The organism is Streptomyces tyrfis, assembly GCF_037034285.1.
In the GTDB taxonomy this organism is placed as follows: domain Bacteria; phylum Actinomycetota; class Actinomycetes; order Streptomycetales; family Streptomycetaceae; genus Streptomyces.
Genome location: NZ_JBAGJZ010000064.1, coordinates 16,668 through 38,905 on the forward strand (window position 1 = coordinate 16,668; position 22,238 = coordinate 38,905).

Below are 22,238 nucleotides of genomic sequence, written 5' to 3' on the forward strand. Positions count from 1 at the left end.
GCGTTATCCCTTCACGGCGCCGGAGGTGAGGCCGGTCGCCATGTACTTCTGCACCAGCAGGAAGAAGGCCACGACCGGGATGGCGATCAGCGTCGACGCCGCCATCAGTGCGCCGTAGTCGATGCCGCGCGAGGTGGTGAAGTTCATCAGCCACACGTTCAGCGTGTACTTTTCGTTGTCCTGCAGGACGACGTAGGCGAGCAGGTACTCGTTCCACGCCGTGATCAGCGAGAAGATGGACGCGGCGGCGAGACCCGGGGCCAGCAGCGGGAAGGTGACGCGCCAGAAGGCTCCCATCCGGCTGCAGCCGTCGACCATGGCCGACTCCTCGAGTTCCTGCGGGATGTTGACGACGAACCCGCGGATCATCCACGTCGCGAACGGCAGGGTGGAGACGAGGTAGATGACGATGACGCCCCAGTACTCGTTGAGTCCGCCGAGGTCGTTGAGCTGGATGTAGATCGGGATCAGCATGGCCGTCGGGGGCAGCAGCTGGACGACGAGCAGCACGATCATGAAGAACTTGCGCCCGCGGAACCGGAACCGGCCGATGGCGAAGGCCGCGATCGTGGCGAGCAGCATGCCGCCGAGGACGGCGACGCCGCACACGATGAGGCTGGACTCGATGGCCGTGCCGAAGTTCGGCTGCTTGACGGCGCGCGAGAAGTTGTCGAAGGTGATCGACGTCGGCCAGAGCGTCTGGTCGTAGCTGCGGATCTCGGCGTTGGGGCGCAGGGCGCTGACGATCAGCCAGTAGACCGGGAACGCCATCAGCACGAACGCCACGAGGCCCGCGATGTTGTAGCCGATGCGGTTCTTCTTGCGGTCCGGGCGGAGGACCTGGGGGGCGGAGGTGCTCACTCGACCTCTCCGATCTTGAGCAGCTGGCGCAGGTAGTACACGGCGACGCCGGACAGCAGCAGGACCGTGATGAGCGAGATGGCGGCGCCCTGGCTGAACGAGTTGGACTCGAACGCCTTCTCGAACGAGTAGATGCCGAGGACGGAGTACTCGGGCTCCGGCTTGTTGCCGCGCATCAGGAAGATCTGCCCGAAGACGTTGAAGTCCCACAGCACGGACAGAGTGGCGACCATCTGGAACACCGGCTTGATGACCGGCCAGGTGACGTAGCGGAAGACCCCGACGGTGCCGGCGCCGTCGAGCGCGGCGGCTTCCTCCAGTTCCTTCGGAACCTGGGTCAGCGCGGCGTACAGGGTCACGGCGACGAAGGGAACGGCGCCCCAGACCACCACCGCGCCGATGATGACGAAGCCCTGCTTCGGGTCGAGGAACCAGTTGTGCCCCTGCGCGTCGATCCCGAGGTACTTGGTCAGCACCATGTTCAGGACGCCGTAGTCGGAGTCCGCGAACCACCGGAATATGGAGGTGGCCACGAGGAGCGGCATGGACCAGGCGGCGACCAGCGCGGCGGTCAGCAGGAGCCGTACCCAGGTGGACATCCGCTGCATGAGCATGGCCAGGCCCAGGCCCACGGCCATGGTCGCGGCGACGCAGACGACCATGAAGACGATGGTCCGCCAGACGACGTCCCAGAACTCGCCGTCCCCGAGGATGTTGGTGAACTGGTCGAAGCCCACCCAGGGTGCGGCCTGTCCCGACCACAGTTCGCGACGGCCCACGTCCTGGAAGGACATGATGACCGTCTTGATGAACGGCCACACGAAGACGGCGGCGATCGCGATGAACGCCGGGGCTATCAGGAGATACGGCAGCAGAGCGCCGGCCTTCCGCGGCGGGCGGTTCCCGTTCTTCGCGGGTCGGGGTCGCGCCCCTCTGGAGACCCGCGGGACGGATACCGGCGGGTCGGCTGCTTTCATATCGGCGGCACTCACTGTGCTGGCCTTCCGTTCGGACCTGGTACCGGAGGGCGGGGGGTGGCGGCCCTCTCGGACCGCCACCCCCCGCGGGTGATCACTGAATGCGGTGGCTCACGAACTCACCGCACCGGATGTCTGAGTCGGGAGACTCAGGACTCCTTGTTGATCAGCGAGTCGATCTCCGCGTCGGCCGCCTTGGTGGCGTCCGCGACCGACTTGCCCTTGATGATGTCGAGCAGCATGATCTCGAGCGTTTCCTTCTTCTCGATCGCCGTCCAGCCGGGGGCGATCGGGGTGAACCAGGCGTCGGGCACGGCGTTGGCGATGGCCGCGGTCTCCGGCTTGGCCTTCAGCGGCTCAAGCTGCTTGGTGTTGTTGGGAAGGATGTTCTTGGAGGCGAGCACCTCTTCGGACTTCTCGCTGGTGAACATCGAGATCCACTCCTCGCCGAGGTCCTGGACCTTGGACTTGGAGATGGTGGCCAGGTCGGAACCGCCGATGAAGGACGGAAGGGCCTTGCCGTTCGGGCCGGGCATGCCCGCCGTGGCGATCTTGCCCTCCAGCTTCGGGTTGCCGTTCGCCTTGGAGTCGACGACGCTGCCGGCCTCCCAGCCGTTGCCGTAGAGCAGCGCGGTCTTCTCGTTGGCCATGACGTTGGCGTGGTCCGCCTCGTCCTTGGTCTTGTCGCCGTGGTTGTACTTCTTGACCAGCTCGACGAAGTCCGTGATGCCCTTCTGGGCCTCGGGGGTGGAGAGAGTGGCCTTCCACTCCTTCTTGCCCTCGTCGTACTTGGCGATCTGGCCGCCCTCGGCCGCGACGTAGGACATCGCGGCGTACCAGTACCGGCCCGGCAGGTAGAGCGGCGAGAACGCCTTGTCCTTGCCGTACTTCGCGCCGACCTTGTCGAGGGCGGCGAACAGCTCGTCCTGCGTGGCGGGGAGGGTGTCCTTGCCGGTGCCGGCCTTGAACATGTCCTTGTTGTAGATCGCGACGCGGGCGCCCGCGTAGTAGGGCACGCAGTACTGCTTGCCCTCGAAGGAGCAGGTGTCCTTCAGCCCCTGGATCCAGGTGTCCGAGTTCTCGTACTTCTTCGGGTCGATCTCGCCGAGAGCCCCGTTGAGGATGTACGTCATGGTCTCGGTGTTGCCCAGCTCGACGACGTCCGGGAACTTGTCACCGGCCAGAGCGGCGTCGAGCTTCTTGGCCTTGTCCGCCCACGTCTGGTACTGGACGTTGACCTTGACGTTGGGGTACTTCGCGTTGAACTGGCTGTTGACGTCCTTGACCAGCTCGGGCCAGGTGCTCTGCGCGTCCGACATCAGCCAGACGGTGAGCGTCTCCTTACGGTCCTTCGGGTCCTTGGACGAGGACTTATCGTCGCTCGAACCGCACGCGGCGAGGCCGATCATCATGCCCGCGACGCCTATCGCCGCGATGAGCTTGCGCTTCACGCCAAACCCTCCTCAGGGATACTGCAACCCCGCCCACCACCGCGAAGACATTCGACGAGTACTGCTGGGGCTGGACCTGGTCTTTAATGGTTTAGACCAGTACCGGGAGCTTGGCCTAGACCTTTTGGGGTGTCAAGGGTGTATAAGAAGTGCACTCGCGTCCGTTATAGGACCGACACCTAAGGGAGGGCGACGACCCGTGACCGGACCGTGCCACCATGTGAGCCGCGACAGACGGAGGAGCCGGTGACGGCAGCAACGCAGCAGTCGGGAAGGCGGGCCATGGGCGCCGGCGGGGGCAGTGCGGAGAACGAGGCGGGGGCCGCCACACGGACGGCGCGGGTGCCGAAGTACTACCGCCTGAAGCGACATCTCCTCGACATGACGGACACCATGCCGCCGGGCACGCCCGTGCCGCCGGAGCGGACCCTGGCCGCCGAGTTCGACACCTCCCGCACGACCGTGCGCCAGGCGCTCCAGGAGCTGGTCGTCGAGGGCCGGCTGGAGCGCATCCAGGGCAAGGGCACCTTCGTCGCCAAGCCGAAGGTCTCGCAGGCGCTCCAGCTCACCTCGTACACCGAGGACATGCGCGCCCAGGGACTGGAACCGACGTCCCAGCTACTGGACATCGGCTATGTCACGGCGGACGACACGCTCGCCGGGCTGCTCGACATCACGACCGGCGGCCGGGTGCTGCGGATCGAGCGGCTGCGGCTCGCCAGCGGGGAGCCGATGGCGATCGAGACCACGCACCTTTCGGCCAAACGCTTCCCGGCGCTGCGCCGTTCGCTGGTGAAGTACACCTCGCTCTACACCGCGCTCGCCGAGGTGTACGACGTCCGCCTCGCCGAGGCCGAGGAGACCATCGAGACCTCGCTCGCCACGCCGCGCGAGGCCGGGCTGCTCGGCACGGACGTGGGCCTGCCGATGCTGATGCTGTCGAGACACTCGGTCGACGGGCGGGGCGAGCCGGTGGAGTGGGTGCGCTCGGTCTACCGCGGCGACCGCTACAAGTTCGTGGCCCGTCTGAAGCGGCCGGTCGACTGACCCGCCCGCGCCGCCCGCGCCGCGCCGACCGCCCCCGTGGAACCCCCTCGCCACGGGGGCGTTCCATGCGCCCGGGGACGGCCCAACTCCCGCATGTCTGACCATATTTCGAATATGTGCACCCGCCCATGGAATCGTTTCCGGGCCGAATCGCGGCCGGGGGGTGACGGTGACCGGATCCCTCCCCTAGATTTCCTGCGCGTCACAGCCAGGTGATCAGCGAGGGGACGGAGTCGCCGCGTGCCAGCAATCCCGAAGGACGAGTCAGCGCATCCCGAGAACGTGCCGGCGGGGCCCGGGAACGTGCCGGCGGGCCCCGCCGGAAGACCGCCGGCGATCACACCGGTGCGGGTGGTCGTCGCCCTCTGCCTCGTCGCGCCGTTCGTCGCGATGCTCTGGGTGAGCTCGTACGCGAAGGTGGATCCCGCCTTCATCGGCATTCCGTTCTTCTACTGGTACCAGATGCTCTGGGTGCTGGTCTCCACGGCGCTCACCGCGCTCGCCCACCGGCTGTGGCAGCGCGACCAGCGCGCCCGCGAGGCGGGTGAGCGGGCGTGAGGGACGGCGTGAACGGCGTCGCGCTCGGCGTCTTCGTCCTCTTCTTCCTGGCCGTGACGGTCATGGGCTTCATGGCCGCGCGCTGGCGGAAGGCCGAGAACGAGGCCAGCCTCGACGAATGGGGCCTGGGCGGCCGGTCGTTCGGCACCTGGGTCACCTGGTTCCTGCTCGGCGGCGACCTGTACACCGCGTACACCTTCGTCGCCGTTCCGGCGGCGATCTACACGGCGGGGGCGGCGGGCTTCTTCGCCGTGCCGTACACCATCCTGGTGTATCCGCTGATCTTCACCTTCCTGCCCCGGCTGTGGTCGGTCTCGCACCGCCATGGCTACGTCACCACCTCGGACTTCGTGCGCGGGCGGTTCGGCTCCAAGGGGCTGTCGCTGGCGGTCGCGGTCACCGGCATCCTCGCCACCATGCCGTACATCGCGCTGCAACTCGTCGGCATCCAGGCGGTGCTGGACGTGATGGGCGTCGGCGGCGGCGAGAACACGCACTGGTTCGTGAAGGACCTGCCGCTGCTGCTCGCCTTCGCGGTGCTCGCCGCGTACACCTACTCCTCCGGGCTGCGGGCCCCGGCGCTGATCGCGTTCGTCAAGGACGGGCTGATCTATCTGGTGATCGCGGTGGCGGTCGTCTACATCCCGGTCGAACTGGGCGGGTTCCACGACATCTTCGCCGCCGCGCAGGAGAAGTTCGCGGGTCCGCCGGGCGGGAAGCCGACCGGCTCCCTGGCCCCCGCCGAGTCGGGACAGTGGGCGTACGCCACCCTGGCGCTGGGCTCGGCGCTGGCCCTCTTCATGTATCCGCACTCGATCACGGCGACGCTCTCCAGCCGCAGCCGGAACGTGATCCGGCGCAACACCACGATCCTGCCGCTGTACTCGCTGATGCTGGGCCTGCTGGCGCTGCTCGGCTTCATGGCGATCGCCGCCGGGATCGAGGTGGAGAACGGACAGCTGGCCATTCCGCAGCTGTTCGAGGACATGTTCCCCGACTGGTTCGCGGGCGTCGCGTTCGCCGCCATCGGCATCGGCGCGCTGGTGCCCGCCGCGATCATGTCGATCGCCGCGGCCAACCTCTTCACCCGCAACGTCTACAAGGACTTCCTGCGGCCGGACGCCACCCCGGAGCAGGAGACCAGGGTCTCCAAGCTGGTGTCGCTGCTGGTGAAGGTCGGCGCGCTCGCCTTCGTCCTCACCATGGACAAGACGGTCGCGATCAACTTCCAGCTGCTGGGCGGGATCTGGATCCTGCAGACGATGCCGGCCCTGGTCGGCGGTCTGTTCACCCGCTGGTTCCACCGCTGGGCGCTGCTCTCGGGCTGGGCCGTCGGCATGGTGTACGGCACGGTGGCCGCGTACGGGGTCGCGAGCCCGACCCAGGCGCACTTCGGCGGATCGTCCGCGGAGATCCCCGGCATCGGTGAGATCGGTTACATCGGCCTGACGGCGTTCGTGCTGAACGTGGTGGTGACGGTGGCGCTGACCCTCGTCCTGAACGCCTTGAAGGCGCCCGCCGGTACCGACGAGACCTCGCCCGCCGACTACACGGCGGACGCGGGCGACCCGGACGTGGCCGCGGAGCCGCCGCCGGCCGTGCCGGAGCCCCCGAGCGCGACGGCGGCGCCCGGCGCGGGACACTGAGAACGACCTCCGCAGAGCCCCCGGACGGCCCGCCGGACCCCTTTTCCCGAGGGGTGCGGCGGGCCGTCCGGCTTGCTCCCGCCAGGGCCGCAGAGGGCGTTCTGTGGCCTCGACACGAGTCGGCCGACACAACATCTGGGGGCGGCCTCATCCGGCGGCCCCCACATGTATGCTCATGCTCGCTGTCGTCGCAGGGGAATCCGGTGCGAATCCGGAACTGTCCCGCAACGGTGTGTTCAGTGTGCTTTTGCGCACCTGGAAGCAAGTCCGAGGACCTGCCGGCAGCGCGTCCGGCTCGACCGAACCGGATGCCAGACGTCCGGGCCTCGCGGAAAGGCCGGTGGACGCCGTAGGCAGTGCCGCCCCGCCCCGGGCCCGGCTGCCCGGCTGCCCCGTTCCCCGCCGGCCCCGAGCCGAGCGAGGGAGAGCACCGCGTGACCATCGCGCCAGCCGATCCGGCCTCAGTCGTGTCCGAAGCGGCCGAGTCCGAGGGAACCGCACACGACGGACCTGGGGCCGCGCTCCTGCGGACCCTGACCGTTCTCACCGCCGACCTGCCCGACACCGACCCCGGCCGGGTGGCCGCCGCCGCGCTGCGCGGACGCAGTGCCCGGTCGGACGAGGCGGAGCTGCGGTCGCTGGCCACCGAGGCCGCGGCGGGCCTGATCTCCGAGGACCCCGCCTACTCCCGGCTCGCCGCCCGGCTGCTGACCCGCGCCATCGCGGACGAGGCGGCCGGCCAGGGCGCGGTCTCCTTCTCCGCGTCCGTCGCCGTCGGCCACCGCGAGGGCCTGATCGCCGACCGCACCGCCGAGTTCGTCCGGGCGCACGCCGCCGCCCTGGACGCGCTGGTCGAGCGCTCCCTCGCCGACGGCGCCGACGACCGGTTCGGCTACTTCGGACTGCGCACCCTCTACAGCCGCTATCTGCTGCGCCACCCGCACACCCGCCAGGTCGTCGAGACGCCCCAGCACTTCATGCTGCGGGTGGCGTGCGGGCTCGCCGAGGACGAGTCGCCGCGCGCGGTCGACGAGGTCGCGGCGCTGTACGGGCTGATGAGCCAGCTCGACTACCTCCCCTCCTCCCCCACGCTCTTCAACTCCGGCACCCGGCACCCGCAGATGTCCTCCTGCTATCTGCTGGACTCGCCGCTCGACGAGCTCGACTCGATCTACGACCGCTACCACCAGGTGGCGCGGCTCTCCAAGCACGCGGGCGGCATCGGTCTGCCGTACTCCCGCATCCGGGCCCGCGGTTCGCTGATCCGGGGCACCAACGGGCACTCCAACGGGATCGTGCCGTTCCTGAAGACGCTCGACGCCTCCGTCGCCGCGGTCAACCAGGGCGGCCGCCGCAAGGGCGCCGCCGCCGTCTACCTGGAGACCTGGCACGCGGACATCGAGGAGTTCCTGGAGCTCCGCGACAACACGGGCGAGGACCAGCGGCGCACCCACAACCTCAACCTGGCGCACTGGATCCCGGACGAGTTCATGCGCCGGGTCGACGCGGACGGCGACTGGTCGCTGTTCTCCCCGTCCGACGTGCCCGGCCTGGTCGACCTGTGGGGCGACGAGTTCGACGCCGCGTACCGGGCGGCCGAGGCGAAGGGTCTGGCCCGCAAGACGATGCCGGCCCGTGAGCTGTACGGCCGGATGATGCGCACCCTCGCGCAGACCGGTCAGGGCTGGATGACGTTCAAGGACGCCGCCAACCGCACCGCGAACCAGACCGCCGAGCCGGGCCGCGTCGTCCACTCGTCGAACCTGTGCACCGAGATCCTTGAGGTCACCGACGACGGCGAGACGGCCGTCTGCAACCTGGGCTCGGTCAACCTCGGCGCGTTCGTCGCGGGCGGGGACATCGACTGGGAGCGGCTGGACGCCACCGTCCGCACCGCCGTGACGTTCCTCGACCGGGTCGTCGACATCAACTTCTACCCGACCGAGCAGGCCGCCCGCTCCAACGCCAAGTGGCGCCCGGTGGGCCTGGGCGCCATGGGGCTCCAGGACGTCTTCTTCCAGCTGCGGATGCCGTTCGACTCCCCCGAGGCGCGCGCGCTCTCCACGAGGATCTCCGAGCGGATCATGCTCGCCGCGTACGAGGCGTCCTGCGATCTGGCCGACCGGTCCGGTCCGCTGCCCGCCTGGCAGGAGACGCGCGCCGCGCGCGGGGTGCTGCACCCCGACCACTACGGCGCCGCGCTGAACTGGCCGGAGCGCTGGGAGGCGCTGCGCGCCCGGATCGCGAAGACCGGGATGCGCAACTCGCTGCTGCTCGCCATCGCGCCGACCGCGACGATCGCCTCGATCGCGGGCGTGTACGAGTGCATCGAGCCGCAGGTCTCCAACCTCTTCAAGCGCGAGACGCTCAGCGGTGAGTTCCTCCAGGTCAACGCGTACCTGGTGAACGACCTGAAGCGGCTGGGCGTGTGGGACGCGCGGACCCGTGAGGCGCTGCGCGAGGCGAACGGCTCGGTGCAGGGCTTCGCCTGGATCCCCGAGGACGTGCGCGCGCTGTACCGCACCGCGTGGGAGATCCCGCAGCGCGGCCTGATCGACATGGCGGCGGCCCGTACGCCGTTCCTGGACCAGAGCCAGTCGCTGAACCTCTTCATGGAGACGCCGACCATCGGGAAGCTCTCCTCGATGTACGCGTACGCCTGGAAGAGGGGGCTGAAGACGACGTACTACCTGCGTTCGCGCCCCGCCACCCGGATCGCCCGCGCGGCGTCCGGCCGCACGGCGGCGACCGCCCCCGTTCCCGCCCAGCAGGCGCCTGTCGCCGACGCGGACGCGATCGCCTGCTCCCTGGAAAACCCCGAGTCCTGCGAGGCCTGCCAGTAATGACCGACACCAACTCCGAGAAGAACCTGCTCGACCCGGGCTTCGAACTGACCCTGCGCCCCATGCGCTACCCGGACTTCTACGAGCGCTATCGGGACGCGATCAAGAACACCTGGACCGTCGAGGAGGTCGACCTCCACTCGGACGTCGCGGACCTCGCGAAGCTCTCGCCGGGCGAGCAGCACATGATCGGCCGGCTGGTCGCGTTCTTCGCGACGGGCGACTCGATCGTCGCGAACAATCTCGTCCTCACGCTGTACAAGCACATCAACTCCCCCGAGGCACGGCTGTACCTGAGCCGTCAGCTGTTCGAGGAGGCCGTGCACGTCCAGTTCTATCTGACGCTGCTGGACACCTACCTGCCCGACCCGGACGACCGGGCGGCGGCGTTCGCGGCGGTCGAGAACATCCCGTCGATCCGCGAGAAGGCCGAGTTCTGCTTCAAGTGGATGGACTCGGTTGAGAAGATCGACCAGCTGGAGACGAAGGCCGACCGCCGCCGCTTCCTGCTGAACCTGATCTGCTTCGCGGCGTGCATCGAGGGGCTGTTCTTCTACGGCGCGTTCGCGTACGTCTACTGGTTCCGCTCGCGGGGCCTGCTGCACGGCCTCGCCACGGGCACCAACTGGGTGTTCCGCGACGAGACGATGCACATGAGCTTCGCGTTCGACGTCGTGGACACGGTCCGCAAGGAGGAGCCGGAGCTCTTCGACGACGAGCTCCAGCAGCAGGTCACGGACATGCTGAAGGAGGCCGTCGAGGCCGAGCTGCAGTTCGCCCGCGACCTGTGCGGCGACGGCCTGCCCGGCATGAACACCGACTCCATGCGGCAGTACCTGGAGTGCGTGGCCGACCAGCGTCTGGCCCGTCTCGGCTTCCCGACGGTCTACGGCTCCGAGAACCCGTTCTCGTTCATGGAGCTCCAGGGCGTGCAGGAGCTGACGAACTTCTTCGAGCGCCGGCCGTCCGCGTACCAGGTGGCGGTGGAGGGCTCGGTCGACCTCGACGAGGACTTCTGACCTCCCGGCCCTAGATCCGGGCCCAGCTTCTGAGGTGGGGACGCCGTGCGGCCGTGTCGGGCCGCACGGCGTCCGCCGTTTCCGGCGGCCTCTTCGCGCGGCGCCGTTCCGCCTCCCGCAGCTCGCGGTCGATGCGGCGTTCCCGGGCGAGCCCGAACAGCGTGGGCAGCAGAAAGAGAACGATGAGAGCGGAGACGCCCAGGATGTTCAGGAGCGTGTTCATGGCTCCACTCTCGTCCGCGCGCCCGCGCCCCGGCAGTGGCAGGACTGCCATGCACCATTGATTTACTGCCACACTGGTCGGGTGCTGAACAATGTCGCCGCTCTGCTGCTGGACGAGGTCCACCCCTTCGAGCTGGGGGTGCTGTGCGAGGTCTTCGGCCTCGACCGCAGCGCCGAGGGCCTGCCGGTCCATGATTTCGCCGTGGTGTCGGCCCAGGGACCGGTGCTGCGGACGCACGCCGGGTTCACGATCGGCGCCCCGTACGGCCTCGACCGGCTGGAGGAGGCGGATCTCATCGCCGTGCCGGCCTCCGGCGACTCCGGCGGCCGGGACTTTCCCGAGGAGGTCCTCGACGCCCTGCGCCGGGCCGTGGACCGGGGAGCGCGGGTGCTGAGCGTCTGCTCCGGCGCGTTCGTCCTGGGCGCGGCCGGGCTGCTGGACGGGCGCCGCTGCACCACCCACTGGCGTCACACCGACGAGCTGGCCCGCCGCTGTCCGCGCGCCGTCGTCGAGCCCGATGTGCTGTACGTGGACGACGGCCCGGTCATCACCTCGGCGGGCACGGCGGCCGGCATCGACGCCTGCCTCCACCTGGTCCGGCAGGCGTACGGCTCCGACACCGCCAACGCGATCGCCCGCCGCATGGTGGTGCCGCCGCACCGGGACGGCGGCCAGGCGCAGTTCATCGAACGGCCGCTGCCGCGCAGCCGGTGCGACACGGTCGGGGAGACCCTGGCGTGGATGGAGCGCCATCTCGACCGGGAGATGACGGTCGACCAGCTCGCGGCACGGGCGCACATGTCGCCGCGCACCTTCGCCCGCCGCTTCCAGCAGGAGACCGGCACCACGCCGTACCGCTGGCTGCTGCGTCAGCGGGTGCTGCTGGCCCAGCACCTGCTGGAGACGTCCGACGAGACGGTGGACACGATCGCCGGGCGCACCGGCTTCGGGACGGCGGCGGCGCTGCGCCACCAGTTCGTACGGTCGCTGGGCACCACCCCGCACGCCTACCGCCGCACCTTCCGCGGCCCGGCCGCCTGACGGGGGCGGCCGGGAGCGGGGCAGGGCCGGAGCGGACGCCCGGGGCGCGGCCGGGAAGGGGGCACGACCGGGGAGCGGGCGTCAGACGCCGCAGTTCGGGGCCGACCAGTAGTGGCTGGGGCCCTGGTTGACGTGGACGTGGTCGCCGTGGTCCGGATAGCCCGGGCCGAGGATCCCGTTGAAGCCGTGGTTGCGGGCCTGCTTGGCGAGGGTGCACAGGGAGTGCGGCCCGGCGCCCAGGTCGGCGGCGTCGCCGTACAGATGGCGGCTGCCCGCCGCGCCGCCGACCGCGCTGTTGCAGGAGGACGAGCGGAAGCCGCTGGTGATGCGGATCGGCTGGTCGCCGAGCGCGTGCCGCAGCGCCTCCAGCTTCCACATGGTGCTCAGCGCGTTCGCCTTCGCCGTGCCCGCCGCCACGGCGCCGCCCGCCCAGGTGCTGTTGCACTGGTTGTGCTCGGCGTAGCCGAAGTGGACCGGGGTGCAGTCGTCGTCCTGGAGGGCGTACAGCTTGGCCTGGGTCGCCGGGCCGGCGATGCCGTCGGCGGCGAGCCCGTAGGCCGCCTGGAACCGCTTGACGGCGGCGGTGGTCGCCGGGCCGTAGGAGCCGTCGACGGCGAGCACGGAGTCGTACCCGGGGTACCCGGCCACCCGGATCTGGAGCTGCGCGACGTCGTTGCCGGTGGCGCCCGCGGACAGCGTGCGGGTCCAGGTGTAGCAGCCGTCGGCCTGCGCGGTGCCGGCGGTGACCACGGCCCGCCCCAAGCGAAAGCCATGGTCATGACAATACTGAGCAGGAGTCGTGCGGCGCGTTTGAGCATCAAAGGGGCTCCCTGTCGCTGCCGAGGCGTGACGAAGATGTGGCCAGAGAGCCTGTCGGAGGAGTTGACGCGCGTCAACCACGGGGAGGAGAAAGGGAGTTGACGCGAGGTGAGCACGAGACGCGGCGGGCCCGGCCCTGCCCCGGAGAGGACGGACCGGGCCCGCCGGTGGATGGAAGCCCGTGAACGGGAGTCGGCGGACGAAAGCCGGCACGCGAGACCGGCGTCCCGGCGACCGGCCTTCCGGCCTCTCCGCGTCCGGCGTCCCGGCGGACGGCGACGGGCCCCGCCGGGACGGCCGGCCCGCGCTCAGTCGTTCGGCACGGTCTCGTAGCGGGGCGTGCCCTCCGCCATCTGCCGCAGCGCGTCCTTGCGGTCGCGCTTGGAGAGCCGGTCGATGTACAGGTACCCGTACAGGTGGTCCGTCTCGTGCTGGAGGCAGCGGGCGAAGTAGCCGGTGCCCCGGACCTTGATCGGGTTGCCCTGGGCGTCCTGGCCGCGCACCACCGCGTAGTCCGGGCGGGCCAGCGAGGCGTACGCCGTGGGAACGGAGAGGCAGCCCTCGTTGGAGTCGTCCAGCACCCGCTCCTCGGGCGCCAGCTCCTCCAGCACCGGGTTGCAGACGGCGCCCACGTGCCGCACGCCCTCGTCGTCCGGGCAGTCGTAGACGAAGACCTTCAGGTCGACGCCGATCTGGTTCGCGGCCAGGCCCACGCCCTCCGCGGTCCGCTGACTGGCGAACATGTCGTCGATCAGCCGGGCCAGGTCGTCGCCGAACTCGGTGACGTCCTCGCACTCCTTGTGCAGCACCGGGTTGCCCACGACCGTGATCGGACGGGAGGTGCCGCGCTCGCGGTACGCCGTCTCGCGCGCCTCGCAGTCCTCCGTGTCCACGACGAAGCCCTCGTCGTCGATGCTGGTCCGCTCGTCCGTCTCCTGCTGCGCCATGTCCGCCGTACGCCTTCCTCACAACCTGAAACCCGGGCGACCGGAGCCATGCGTGGCGTCCGGGCCCCGAGCACCCGAGCACCGCGACCGGTGCCCGTACAGCCTACGGGCACCGGTCAGCAGACTTCTTCGAGATCCCGCCACTCGCGGCTGTCCGGGCTGTCCGCGACCCAGCCGTCCAGCAGCCCGCGCACCAGTCCGGCCGGCGCCGCTATCCCGCACTCGCGCTCGGGCACCCACAGCTCCCCGGCGGTGCGGTGCCCCAGCGGGCCCGGGTGGCCCGGTTCGCTGTGGTCGTGCGGGTCCAGGTGGTCTCCGTCGCCCTCGTCGCTCTCCATCCGGCTCTCCGAGCAGGCCCGGCACAGCAGCCGCACGGACGAGGACCAGTCCTCCGCGGCGAACCCGGCGTCGGACGCCAGCCGCTCCAGCGCGTCCCGGTCCGCCTCGGTGGCCGCCTCCAGCAGCACGACCCAGGTGGGGACGGGCGACGGCGCCCACAGCTCGATCTCGTCGAAGACCGGGTACGCGGGACCTGCGGCGGTGACCCGCTCGCCGTTCGGCACGCCGTCGTGCAGCACGACCTCGCCCCAGCGGCGGCCGGACGACGGCAGCGGGATGGAGAGCACCTCGATCCGGGCCGGATCCAGCCTGCGCCCCCATACCACCTCGGCCTCGCCCTCCGGCGACAGCCGTACCGCGGCGCTGCCCAGCTCCATGCCCACGGGCTCGCTGCCCGCCGCGGAGGCGTGCTGGCCGGCGCCCGGCACCTTCAGGCCGTACGCCTGCCAGGCGCGGCGGGCCAGCGGCCAGTCCTGGAGCGCCGTGGCGGCGATCCCGACGTTCCACCAGTCGGGGGCGCCGGACTCCTTGTCGAGCAGCGCGACGGCCCGCAGTCCGGCGGCTCTGGCCTGTTCCCAGTCGTGGCGGAACTTGTGCAGCAGCGCCAGGTTGAACCATGACTCCGAGAGCCAGGGTTCCAGGTCCGCCGCACGTGTGAGCAATGCGCCCGCGTCCTCGTACCGGCCGTCGCCGATCAGCGTGAACGCGCGGTCCGTGGCCTGCCGCCAAGAGGCGGAGGGCCGATGCCGTACCTTCCCGAAGATCCTCACGATTCCCGCCCGTCCCGACTATGAGGGCCCGGCAGCGGGCTTCGCGGCGTCGCGGGCCCGGGACACGCGCCTCGCGGTGTTGTCGTCCGTCACCGACGCTCCGCGCTGCCTCGATCCTCCGCCTTGCGATGCACGCACCCCGGCCCCGCTCCTTCACCCGCGCTGGCTACTGCTGGGCACTCTGGGCACCCTCGATTTCCGCTCTCTTCTTCGCATCCAACCATGCCGGGCCGGACGCCCGCTCATTACCCATGGGTTACCCGCGCGGGGCTGCGACCAGACCGCCCCGGGGCCGGAACCCGGGCCGGCGGCTCCCCGCCCGGGCCCGCCGCGGAGGCGGGAGGCGCGGGAATGCGCGAAGGGGCACGCGGAACGTCCGGGACGCGGGGGCGCGGCCCGGACGGATCGCTCGGCGGCGGGCCGGTGGGCGAAGCGCGCGGGCCGTGTACGGGCTCGGAGCGCGCACGGACACGGAGCGCGCACGGACACGGAGCGCGCACGGGCAGGAGCGCACTGGCAAGGAGCGCGCACGGTCCCGTGAACGGACTCGCGGGCCCGCGAAGGAGTGCGGGCCCGCGATGGCGTCACGCGTGGCGGTACGAGAGCGTCGCTCCCCGGGATGTCATTCCCCGTTCGGGGTGTCATTCCCCGGGCGTCGTTCCCCGGAGGCGTCGTTCTCGGGGCGTCATTCCTTGGCGGCGGCCGGCCGGTCGGTCTCCCGCTCGCCCTCCGGGGACGCCACGTCCTGCTCCGGCACCGCCTGCCCCGAGCGGATCAGGTCGATCCGGCCCATCACCTTGGATCGCAGATCGCTCGGTACGTCGTCCTGGCCGCAGCACCGCTTCACCAGCTTCTTCACGGCCTGTTCGAGGCCGTACTTCTCCAGGCACGGGGAGCACTCCTCGAAGTGCACCTCGAACTTGGTGCAGTCGCTGTCGGGCATCTCGTGATCGAGAAACTCGTAGAGGTGATCGAGGACCTCTGAGCAATCCGTCTCATGCGGCTCTCCGCAGCTCATGAGCCCGAGCCTTTCCGATCGTCCGACCCCCCGGCGCCGGCCGGGACGAGCCCGCGCTCGCGGGCGTAGTCCTCCAGCATGCCGCGCAGCTGGCGGCGGCCCCGGTGCAGTCGGGACATCACCGTACCGATGGGTGTCCCCATGATGTCCGCGATCTCCTTGTAGGCAAAGCCCTCGACGTCGGCGAGATACACGGCGATGCGGAACTCTTCGGGGATGGCCTGCAGGGCGGCCTTCACGTCCGAGTCCGGCAGGTGGTCGAGCGCCTGCGACTCGGCCGAGCGCAGCCCCGTCGACATGTGCGACTCCGCGCGCGCCAGCTGCCAGTCCTCGATCTCCTCGGCGGCGCTGCGCTGGGGTTCGCGCTGCTTCTTGCGGTACGAGTTGATGAACGTGTTGGTGAGGATGCGGTACATCCACGCCTTGAGGTTGGTGCCCTCACGGAACTGGTGGAAGGAGCCGTACGCCTTGGCATAGGTCTCCTGGACCAGGTCCTCGGCGTCCGCGGGGTTGCGCGTCATGCGCAGCGCGGCCGAGTACATCTGGTCGAGGTAACCGAGGGCGTCCCGCTCGAAGCGCGCGTTGCGCTCGGCAGCCGTCTCCTCCGCGCGGCCGTCGTCGGTCCCTGTGTCGGTCCCAGTGACCGGACCCACCTCCTCCAACGCTGTGGCGGAGCCGAAACCGGACCCGCTCGAATCGGAGAATAGTCGACCTCGCCCGGGGACGGGCTGTCGTTCCGATGCGCCCGGCGCGCGGTCCGGAGCGGTCCTGGCCGCATGCAGGACCGTCCACTCCAGGTCGGCGGCGTTCGAGCGACGCGGGCAGATGGTCGAACCCATGCGACGGACTCCCTCTCCACGGACGGCTTTGGGCACCGATGCGACGTCGATGCACCGATGCCATCCACAACAGCGGCCCCCGGCCCGGCATTCCCGAGGCGCGTGCGGGCGCCGCCCGGACCGCCGGGCGCACCGGGCCCGGCCGGATTCCGGGCCGCCCGTCGGCGCGGCCCGGCCGGCGACCGTCCGGGGGCGCGGCTCAGCCGAGTCCGGCCAGCCAGGCGGTCACGGCGTCGGTCAGGACCGCCATCGCGCGGTCCTCCGTCAGTCCGGACCTCTTCGGCACGGCGAAGCCGTGGTCGCCGTACGGCACCTCGGTCAGCTCGTACTCCCCCGGCGGGAACTCGGCGGGCCGTCCGAAGGGGTCGTTGCCGCCCTGGACGACGAGCGTGGGCAGGCCGGTCCCGAGGAGCTCGTCCGCGCGGGACTTCTCCGGTCTGCCCGGCGGGTGCAGCGGGAAGCTGAGCGCGAGGACGGCGCGGGCGCCGAGCTCCGCCGCCGTCCGGCAGGCGACCCGGGCGCCGGCGCTGCGGCCGCCCGCGACCACGGGCGGCCCGGCGGCGGTGAGCGCCGGCCAGACGCCCCGCCAGCCGGTGTCCAGGGTCTTCGGGGCGGGCGCGACCTTCTTCCCGGCGACCCGCCACGGCTGCTCCACCAGGGCCACGGTCACGCCGTGCGCCGGGAGCGCGGCGGCGAGGGCCCGCAGGTCGCGGGTCTCGACGCCGCCGCCCGCCCCGTGGCCGACGGCGAGCACCAGCCGGGCCCGCTTCGCCGGGAGCCAGGTGATCCTGGCGGGCCCGGCGTCCGTGTCCACCGTCTCGGCCCTGCGGGCCGTCTCCGTAGTACTCACGGCCCTCATCCTGCCGTGCCCCGGCCCGAACCGGCCGGAACCGGTCGGAGACGCGGCCCGTCCGGTCAGAAGAGGGTGCCCACCTCCGGCCCGGCCAGCTCCGCCAGGAGTTCGGGGCCGTTGTTGCGGACGTTGCTCACGGCGGTGCCCACCGGGTAGGCGCGCATCAGCCCGGCCGGCGGCGGGGTCAGCAGCGACCGCAGCTCCGCGACGTCGGTGCACGACGGGTCGAGCCAGGCGTCCCAGCGGTCCGGGGTCAGCATCAGCGGCATCCGGGGGTGGATCTCGGCGAGTGTGGCCGGGCCCTCGGCGGGGGCGACCGCGAGCGGGGTGGTCTCCGCCTCGGTCGTGATCACCGAGCAGGTCGCCCACCAGGCCATCGGGTGGTCGTCCGGCAGCGTCCGGTCGCGCCAGAACTCGTACAGTCCGGCCATCGCGAAGACCGATCCGTCGGCGGGCGTCACGAAGTAGGGCTGCTTGCGCGGCCGCTTCCTTTTCCCCTTCTCCTCCAGCTGCCGCTCCTCGGCGCCGGTGACCCACTCGTAGTAGCCGTCGGCGGGCAGGATGCAGCGCTGGGCGACGAAGGGGCGCCGGAAGGACGGCTTCTCGTGGACGGTCTCCGCCCGGGCGTTGATCATGCGCGCGGCGCCCTCGGGGGATTTCGCCCAGGACGGCACCAGTCCCCATTTCAGAACGCGCAGCTGGCGAACCGGACGCCGGTCCGCCGCGTCTTTGAGGGGGCGCTCGACTATGGCGTGGACCTCCTTGGTCGGCGCCACGTTCCAGTCGGGAGCCAGGGTCTCCGCCGGGTCCCACTTCTCGACCCGGAAGAGCCCGGTCAGATCCTCGGGCCGCCGGCTCGCCGCATACCGTCCGCACATGAGTGCCAGACTGCCACGAACGTCCCGGTGACCGGACGCAGATACCGCGAACCGCTACCACGAGGAGCCGCCCGCCCGATGGACAGCACCGATCTGGGGAATCTGTGGGACCGCGTCTTCGGCACCCAGCCGGCGCCCGAGCAGTGGCTGGTGGTGGTGACCGGCACGCTCGCGCTGATCGCCGTCGTGCCGAACCCGCTCTGGCGGCTGAGCCGCAACGCGATCACGATCGCGCACGAGGGCGGGCACGGCCTGGTGGCGCTGCTCACCGGGCGGCAGCTGACGGGGATCCGGCTGCACTCGGACACCAGCGGGCTGACGGTCAGCCGCGGCAAGCCGACCGGCATGGGGATGATCCTGACGGCGGCGGCCGGCTACACCGCCGCGCCGCTGCTGGGACTCGGCGGGGCCGCGCTGCTGGTCGACGGCAGGATCACGCTGCTGCTCTGGGTGGCCACGGCGCTGCTCGCGGTGATGCTGGTGATGATCCGCAATGTGTACGGAGCGCTCGCCGTGGTCCTCACGGGGTCGGCGTTCCTGCTGGTCTCCTGGCTGGCCTCGGCCGCCGTGCAGTCGCTGTTCGCGTACACCGCCGTCTGGTTCCTGCTGCTGGGCGGGGTGCGGCCGGCCTTCGAGCTCCAGTCGAAGCGGCGGTACGGCGGGGCGCCCGACTCGGACGCGGACCAGCTGTCGCGGCTGACGGACGTGCCGGCCGCGCTCTGGCTGTTCCTCTTCCACGCGGTGTCGCTCTGCTCGCTGATCGGCGGCGGGCGGTGGCTGCTCGGTCTGTGAGGCCGGTGCGCGGCCGGCGCCCGCCCGTGGGGCCGGTGCGCGGCCGTGTTCGCGGGCCGCGGGCGCGTTGCGGCGGGAGCGCGCGTCCGGTCGGGGGTCGCCGCCGTGTCCGCGGGTGCGCGAGCGCGTTCGACGGTGACCGGTCGCGACCGCCGGGCGCTACCCGAAGGAGTGACGCCGCACGGCCCGGCGGTGTCCGGTGATGGCCGGTTGGCGTCTGCCACGCTTTGATTACGCACCCGTTTCGGACCATTTGATCGAGAATCCGGTTTGCGGTGAACCACTAAAGTGAGGTTCATGACCGAAACCCCCGTGCACCCCGCCCTCTGGCCCGCTCCGCACGCGACCGGAGCCGTCGACGCGACCGTCACCGTGCCCGGTTCGAAATCGGTCACCAATCGCGCGCTCGTGCTGGCCTCCCTGGCCGCCGAGCCCGGCTGGCTGCGCCGTCCGCTGCGCTCCCGCGACACCCTGCTGATGGCCGAGGCGCTGCGCGCCATGGGCGTCGGCATCGAGGAGACGGTGTCGTCCAGCTCCTCCGTGGCCGGCGGCCCGGAGGCGTCCGGCGAGGCGTGGCGGGTCATCCCGGCCGGGCTGCACGGTCCCGCCACGGTCGACGTCGGCAACGCGGGCACGGTCATGCGCTTCCTGCCGCCGGTCGCCGCCCTGGCCGACGGGCCGATCCGGTTCGACGGCGACCCCCGCTCGTACGAGCGCCCGCTGAACGGCGTGATCGACGCGCTGCGGGCGCTGGGCGCGCGGATCGACGACGACGGGCGCGGCTCGCTGCCGATGACGGTGCACGGCGGCGGGGCGCTGGACGGCGGGGCGGTGGAGATCGACGCCTCCTCCTCCTCGCAGTTCGTCTCGGCGCTGCTGCTGTCGGCGCCGCGCTTCAACCAGGGCGTGGAGGTGCGCCACACCGGCGCCCGGCTGCCCTCCATGCCGCACATCCGGATGACCGTCGACATGCTGCGGGCCGTCGGCGCGCAGGTCGACGAGCCGGAGACGGGCGGCGAGCCGAACGTCTGGCGGGTCTCCCACTCCGCGCTGCTCGGCCGCGATCTGACCATCGAGCCCGACCTCTCCAACGCCCAGCCGTTCCTCGCCGCGGCGCTGGTCACCGGCGGCCGGGTCACCATCCCGGACTGGCCCGAGCGCACCACTCAGCCGGGTGACGCGCTGCGCGAGATCTTCACCGCGATGGGCGGCAGCTGCGAGCTGACCGAGCGCGGTCTCACGTTCACCGGTTCGGGCCGGATCCACGGCATCGACGTGGACCTGAGCGAGGTCGGGGAGCTCACCCCGGGCATCGCGGCGGTCGCCGCCCTGGCCGACGGGCCCTCCACGCTGAGCGGCGTCGCCCACCTGCGGCTGCACGAGACGGACCGGCTGGCCGCGCTCACCAAGGAGATCAACGAACTCGGCGGCGACGTCACCGAGACCGCCGACGGGCTGCACATCCGCCCGCGCCCGCTGCGCGGCGGCCTCTTCCACACGTACGACGACCACCGGATGGCCACCGCGGGCGCGGTCATCGGCCTGGCCGTCCCCGGAGTGGAGATCGAGAACGTGGCGACGACCGCCAAGACCCTGCCGGACTTCCCGCAGATGTGGACCGGAATGCTCGGGGCCTGAGAGATGCGCCGCTACGGCAAGAACCCCGACGAGGACGACGTCCGGATCCGCCCCAACCGCAAGGGCAACCGGCCCCGCACCCGTGTCCGCCCCAAGCACGAGGACGCCGAGGAGGGCATGATCCTCACCGTCGACCGGGGCCGTCTCACCTGCCTCGTCGAGGGCCGTACGGTCGTGGCGATGAAGGCCCGTGAACTGGGCCGGAAGGCGGCCGTGGTGGGCGACCGGGTCTCCCTCGTGGGCGACCTGTCCGGCGACAAGGACACCCTGGCCAGGATCGTCCGCATCGGCGAGCGCCACTCGGTGCTGCGCCGCACGGCGGACGACGACGATCCGTTCGAGCGGGTGGTCGTCGCCAACGCCGACCAGCTGGCGATCGTGACCGCGCTGGCCGATCCGGAACCCCGCCCGCGCATGATCGACCGCTGTCTGGTGGCCGCGTACGACGGCGGGCTGTCCCCGCTCCTCGTGCTCACCAAGTCGGACCTCGCCGCCCCGGACAAGCTGCTGGAGGCGTACACCCCGCTGGGCGTCCCGTTCGTCGTCACCAGCCGCGAGGAGCTGGAGAACGGCGACGCCGCCGAGCGGGTGCGCGAACAGCTGGCCGACCGGGTCACCGCCTTCGTCGGGCATTCGGGCGTCGGGAAGACCACGCTGGTCAACGCGCTGGTGGCGGAGGACCGGCGGCGTACCACCGGGCTCGTCAACGCGGTCACCGGGCGCGGCCGGCACACCACCACGTCGGCGCTGGCGCTGCCGCTCGCCGGTGACCGGGGCTGGGTGATCGACACTCCCGGCGTGCGGTCCTTCGGTCTGAACCACATCGACCCCTCCCGGGTGATCCACGCGTTCCCCGACCTGGAGCCCGGCACCGAGGACTGCCCCCGGGGCTGCACCCACGACGGCGACCAGCCGGAATGCGCCCTGGACGGCTGGGTGGCGGACGGGCACGCGGATCCGGCGCGGCTGGACTCGCTGCGGCGGCTGCTGTCCACCCGGGAGCGGCGCGAGGGCGACTGACCCGGCCGGTACCCGGTCGAACGGCCGTGACCGTCCCCGGTCGGCCTCTGGCCCCGGCCGTCCCCGGTCGGCCGGCCCGACCGGACCCGGCCGGCCGCGACCAGCCCCGGCCGACTGATCGCCCACGGTCATGGTTGACCGATGACGACCGTCCGAGATCAACCGGTCCGGCGCTTGTCGATCGGTCCGGCACGTTCGGGATCGATCGGGCGCGTTTGCGATCTACCGAGACCGGTAAGTGCATAATCACAGCCAATGTGGCAAGGCGGCCACCGGCGTGGGAGGGCACTGACGATGGCGTGGCTGCTGGTCGTGGTCGCGGGACTTCTGGAGACCGGCTTCGCCGTCTGTCTGAAGCTGTCGCACGGCTTCACCCGGCTCTGGCCCACGGTCGCCTTCTGCGCCTTCGCGCTCGGCAGCTTCGGCCTGCTGACGCTGTCGCTGAAGAAGCTCGACGTGGGACCCGCCTACGCCGTGTGGACCGGCATCGGCGCGACGGGCACCGCCATCTACGGCATGGTCTTCCTCAACGACGTGGTCTCCACCCTCAAGCTGGTGTCGATCTCGCTGGTGATCGTCGGCATCATCGGGCTCCAGCTCTCGGGCTCCTCCCAATGATCCCGGGCGCGGCCCGCCGATCCCCGGCGTGGCGCGCGGTT

At 71.1% G+C, this 22,238-nt stretch carries 20 protein-coding genes, 1 pseudogene and 1 riboswitch; of the genes and pseudogenes, 10 read left to right on the plus strand and 11 right to left on the minus strand.

The window, feature by feature from the left end; genetic code table 11:
* Positions 1-3: 3 nt before the first annotated feature.
* The 3 genes from WA762_RS32315 to WA762_RS32325 all read right to left on the minus strand — a co-directional run bounded on the left by WA762_RS32315 (position 4) and on the right by WA762_RS32325 (position 3,289).
* A complete protein-coding gene (locus WA762_RS32315) occupies positions 4-861 on the minus strand; it encodes a carbohydrate ABC transporter permease (RefSeq protein ID WP_335940829.1) in 858 nt (285 codons plus the stop codon).
* Entirely contained in the window at positions 858-1,853 is a 996-nt protein-coding gene (locus WA762_RS32320; RefSeq protein WP_335940830.1) for a carbohydrate ABC transporter permease, read from the minus strand. Before WA762_RS32320 ends, WA762_RS32315 begins: the two co-directional genes overlap by 4 nt.
* Before the next feature lie 134 nt (positions 1,854-1,987).
* Positions 1,988-3,289, minus strand: coding sequence for a sugar ABC transporter substrate-binding protein (locus WA762_RS32325; protein ID WP_335940831.1), 1,302 nt, complete (start codon positions 3,287-3,289; stop codon positions 1,988-1,990).
* Between the two features lie 282 nt (positions 3,290-3,571).
* Here WA762_RS32325 and WA762_RS32330 point away from each other — a divergent pair, with 282 nt between their 5' ends.
* The 5 genes from WA762_RS32330 to WA762_RS32350 all read left to right on the plus strand — a co-directional run bounded on the left by WA762_RS32330 (position 3,572) and on the right by WA762_RS32350 (position 10,402).
* Entirely contained in the window at positions 3,572-4,336 is a 765-nt protein-coding gene (locus WA762_RS32330; protein WP_335940856.1) for a GntR family transcriptional regulator, read from the plus strand.
* A 303-nt stretch (positions 4,337-4,639) separates the two neighbouring features.
* On the plus strand, positions 4,640-4,894 hold the full coding sequence (locus tag WA762_RS32335) for a DUF3311 domain-containing protein (RefSeq protein WP_335940857.1): 255 nt from the start codon (positions 4,640-4,642) through the stop codon (positions 4,892-4,894).
* Positions 4,891-6,540: a monocarboxylate uptake permease MctP gene (gene mctP, locus WA762_RS32340; protein ID WP_335940832.1), complete on the plus strand. Its 1,650-nt coding sequence runs from the start codon at positions 4,891-4,893 to the stop codon at positions 6,538-6,540. Before WA762_RS32335 ends, mctP begins: the two co-directional genes overlap by 4 nt.
* Positions 6,541-6,709: 169 nt before the next feature.
* A riboswitch (cobalamin riboswitch) is annotated at positions 6,710-6,837 on the plus strand.
* A gap of 137 nt (positions 6,838-6,974) precedes the next feature.
* Positions 6,975-9,383: a ribonucleoside-diphosphate reductase subunit alpha gene (locus tag WA762_RS32345; RefSeq protein WP_335940833.1), complete on the plus strand. Its 2,409-nt coding sequence runs from the start codon at positions 6,975-6,977 to the stop codon at positions 9,381-9,383.
* Positions 9,383-10,402 carry a ribonucleotide-diphosphate reductase subunit beta gene (locus WA762_RS32350; RefSeq protein WP_335940834.1) on the plus strand — a complete coding sequence of 340 codons (1,020 nt, stop codon included), beginning with the start codon at positions 9,383-9,385 and terminating at the stop codon, positions 10,400-10,402. Before WA762_RS32345 ends, WA762_RS32350 begins: the two co-directional genes overlap by 1 nt.
* A 10-nt stretch (positions 10,403-10,412) precedes the next feature.
* Here the strand turns inward: WA762_RS32350 and WA762_RS32355 are convergent, their stop codons facing one another.
* Positions 10,413-10,625 carry a hypothetical protein gene (locus WA762_RS32355; protein WP_335940836.1) on the minus strand — a complete coding sequence of 71 codons (213 nt, stop codon included), beginning with the start codon at positions 10,623-10,625 and terminating at the stop codon, positions 10,413-10,415.
* Positions 10,626-10,706: 81 nt separating this feature from the next.
* Between WA762_RS32355 and WA762_RS32360 the strand changes: the two genes are divergently transcribed.
* Entirely contained in the window at positions 10,707-11,666 is a 960-nt protein-coding gene (locus WA762_RS32360; RefSeq protein WP_335940838.1) for a GlxA family transcriptional regulator, read from the plus strand.
* Between the two features lie 81 nt (positions 11,667-11,747).
* On the opposite strand, the pseudogene WA762_RS32365 reads toward WA762_RS32360, so the two are convergent.
* The 7 genes and pseudogenes from WA762_RS32365 to WA762_RS32395 all read right to left on the minus strand — a co-directional run bounded on the left by WA762_RS32365 (position 11,748) and on the right by WA762_RS32395 (position 18,129).
* A pseudogene (locus tag WA762_RS32365) lies at positions 11,748-12,484 on the minus strand (D-Ala-D-Ala carboxypeptidase family metallohydrolase).
* A 309-nt stretch (positions 12,485-12,793) separates the two neighbouring features.
* Positions 12,794-13,432, minus strand: coding sequence for a peptide deformylase (gene def, locus WA762_RS32370; RefSeq protein WP_335940840.1), 639 nt, complete (start codon positions 13,430-13,432; stop codon positions 12,794-12,796).
* Between the two features lie 116 nt (positions 13,433-13,548).
* Complete coding sequence (locus WA762_RS32375; protein WP_335940842.1) at positions 13,549-14,541, minus strand: tetratricopeptide repeat protein; 993 nt, start codon at positions 14,539-14,541, stop codon at positions 13,549-13,551.
* A gap of 685 nt (positions 14,542-15,226) precedes the next feature.
* Complete coding sequence (rsrA, locus tag WA762_RS32380) at positions 15,227-15,559, minus strand: mycothiol system anti-sigma-R factor (RefSeq protein ID WP_335940844.1); 333 nt, start codon at positions 15,557-15,559, stop codon at positions 15,227-15,229.
* Positions 15,556-16,212, minus strand: a complete 657-nt coding sequence (locus tag WA762_RS32385) for a sigma-70 family RNA polymerase sigma factor (RefSeq protein ID WP_335940845.1) — start codon at positions 16,210-16,212, stop codon at positions 15,556-15,558. The genes rsrA and WA762_RS32385 overlap by 4 nt, the downstream gene beginning before the upstream one ends.
* 385 nt (positions 16,213-16,597) lie before the next feature.
* Positions 16,598-17,248 carry an alpha/beta hydrolase family protein gene (locus tag WA762_RS32390; RefSeq protein WP_443080733.1) on the minus strand — a complete coding sequence of 217 codons (651 nt, stop codon included), beginning with the start codon at positions 17,246-17,248 and terminating at the stop codon, positions 16,598-16,600.
* Between the two features lie 65 nt (positions 17,249-17,313).
* Positions 17,314-18,129, minus strand: coding sequence for an SOS response-associated peptidase (locus WA762_RS32395; RefSeq protein ID WP_335940849.1), 816 nt, complete (start codon positions 18,127-18,129; stop codon positions 17,314-17,316).
* A gap of 78 nt (positions 18,130-18,207) precedes the next feature.
* Between WA762_RS32395 and WA762_RS32400 the strand changes: the two genes are divergently transcribed.
* The 4 genes from WA762_RS32400 to WA762_RS32415 all read left to right on the plus strand — a co-directional run bounded on the left by WA762_RS32400 (position 18,208) and on the right by WA762_RS32415 (position 22,197).
* On the plus strand, positions 18,208-18,921 hold the full coding sequence (locus WA762_RS32400; RefSeq protein ID WP_335940850.1) for a M50 family metallopeptidase: 714 nt from the start codon (positions 18,208-18,210) through the stop codon (positions 18,919-18,921).
* Between the two features lie 297 nt (positions 18,922-19,218).
* Positions 19,219-20,559, plus strand: coding sequence for a 3-phosphoshikimate 1-carboxyvinyltransferase (gene aroA, locus WA762_RS32405; protein ID WP_335940851.1), 1,341 nt, complete (start codon positions 19,219-19,221; stop codon positions 20,557-20,559).
* A gap of 3 nt (positions 20,560-20,562) precedes the next feature.
* Positions 20,563-21,579: a ribosome small subunit-dependent GTPase A gene (gene rsgA, locus WA762_RS32410; protein WP_335940852.1), complete on the plus strand. Its 1,017-nt coding sequence runs from the start codon at positions 20,563-20,565 to the stop codon at positions 21,577-21,579.
* Between the two features lie 294 nt (positions 21,580-21,873).
* A complete protein-coding gene (locus tag WA762_RS32415) occupies positions 21,874-22,197 on the plus strand; it encodes a DMT family transporter (protein WP_335940853.1) in 324 nt (107 codons plus the stop codon).
* Positions 22,198-22,238 lie beyond the last annotated feature (41 nt).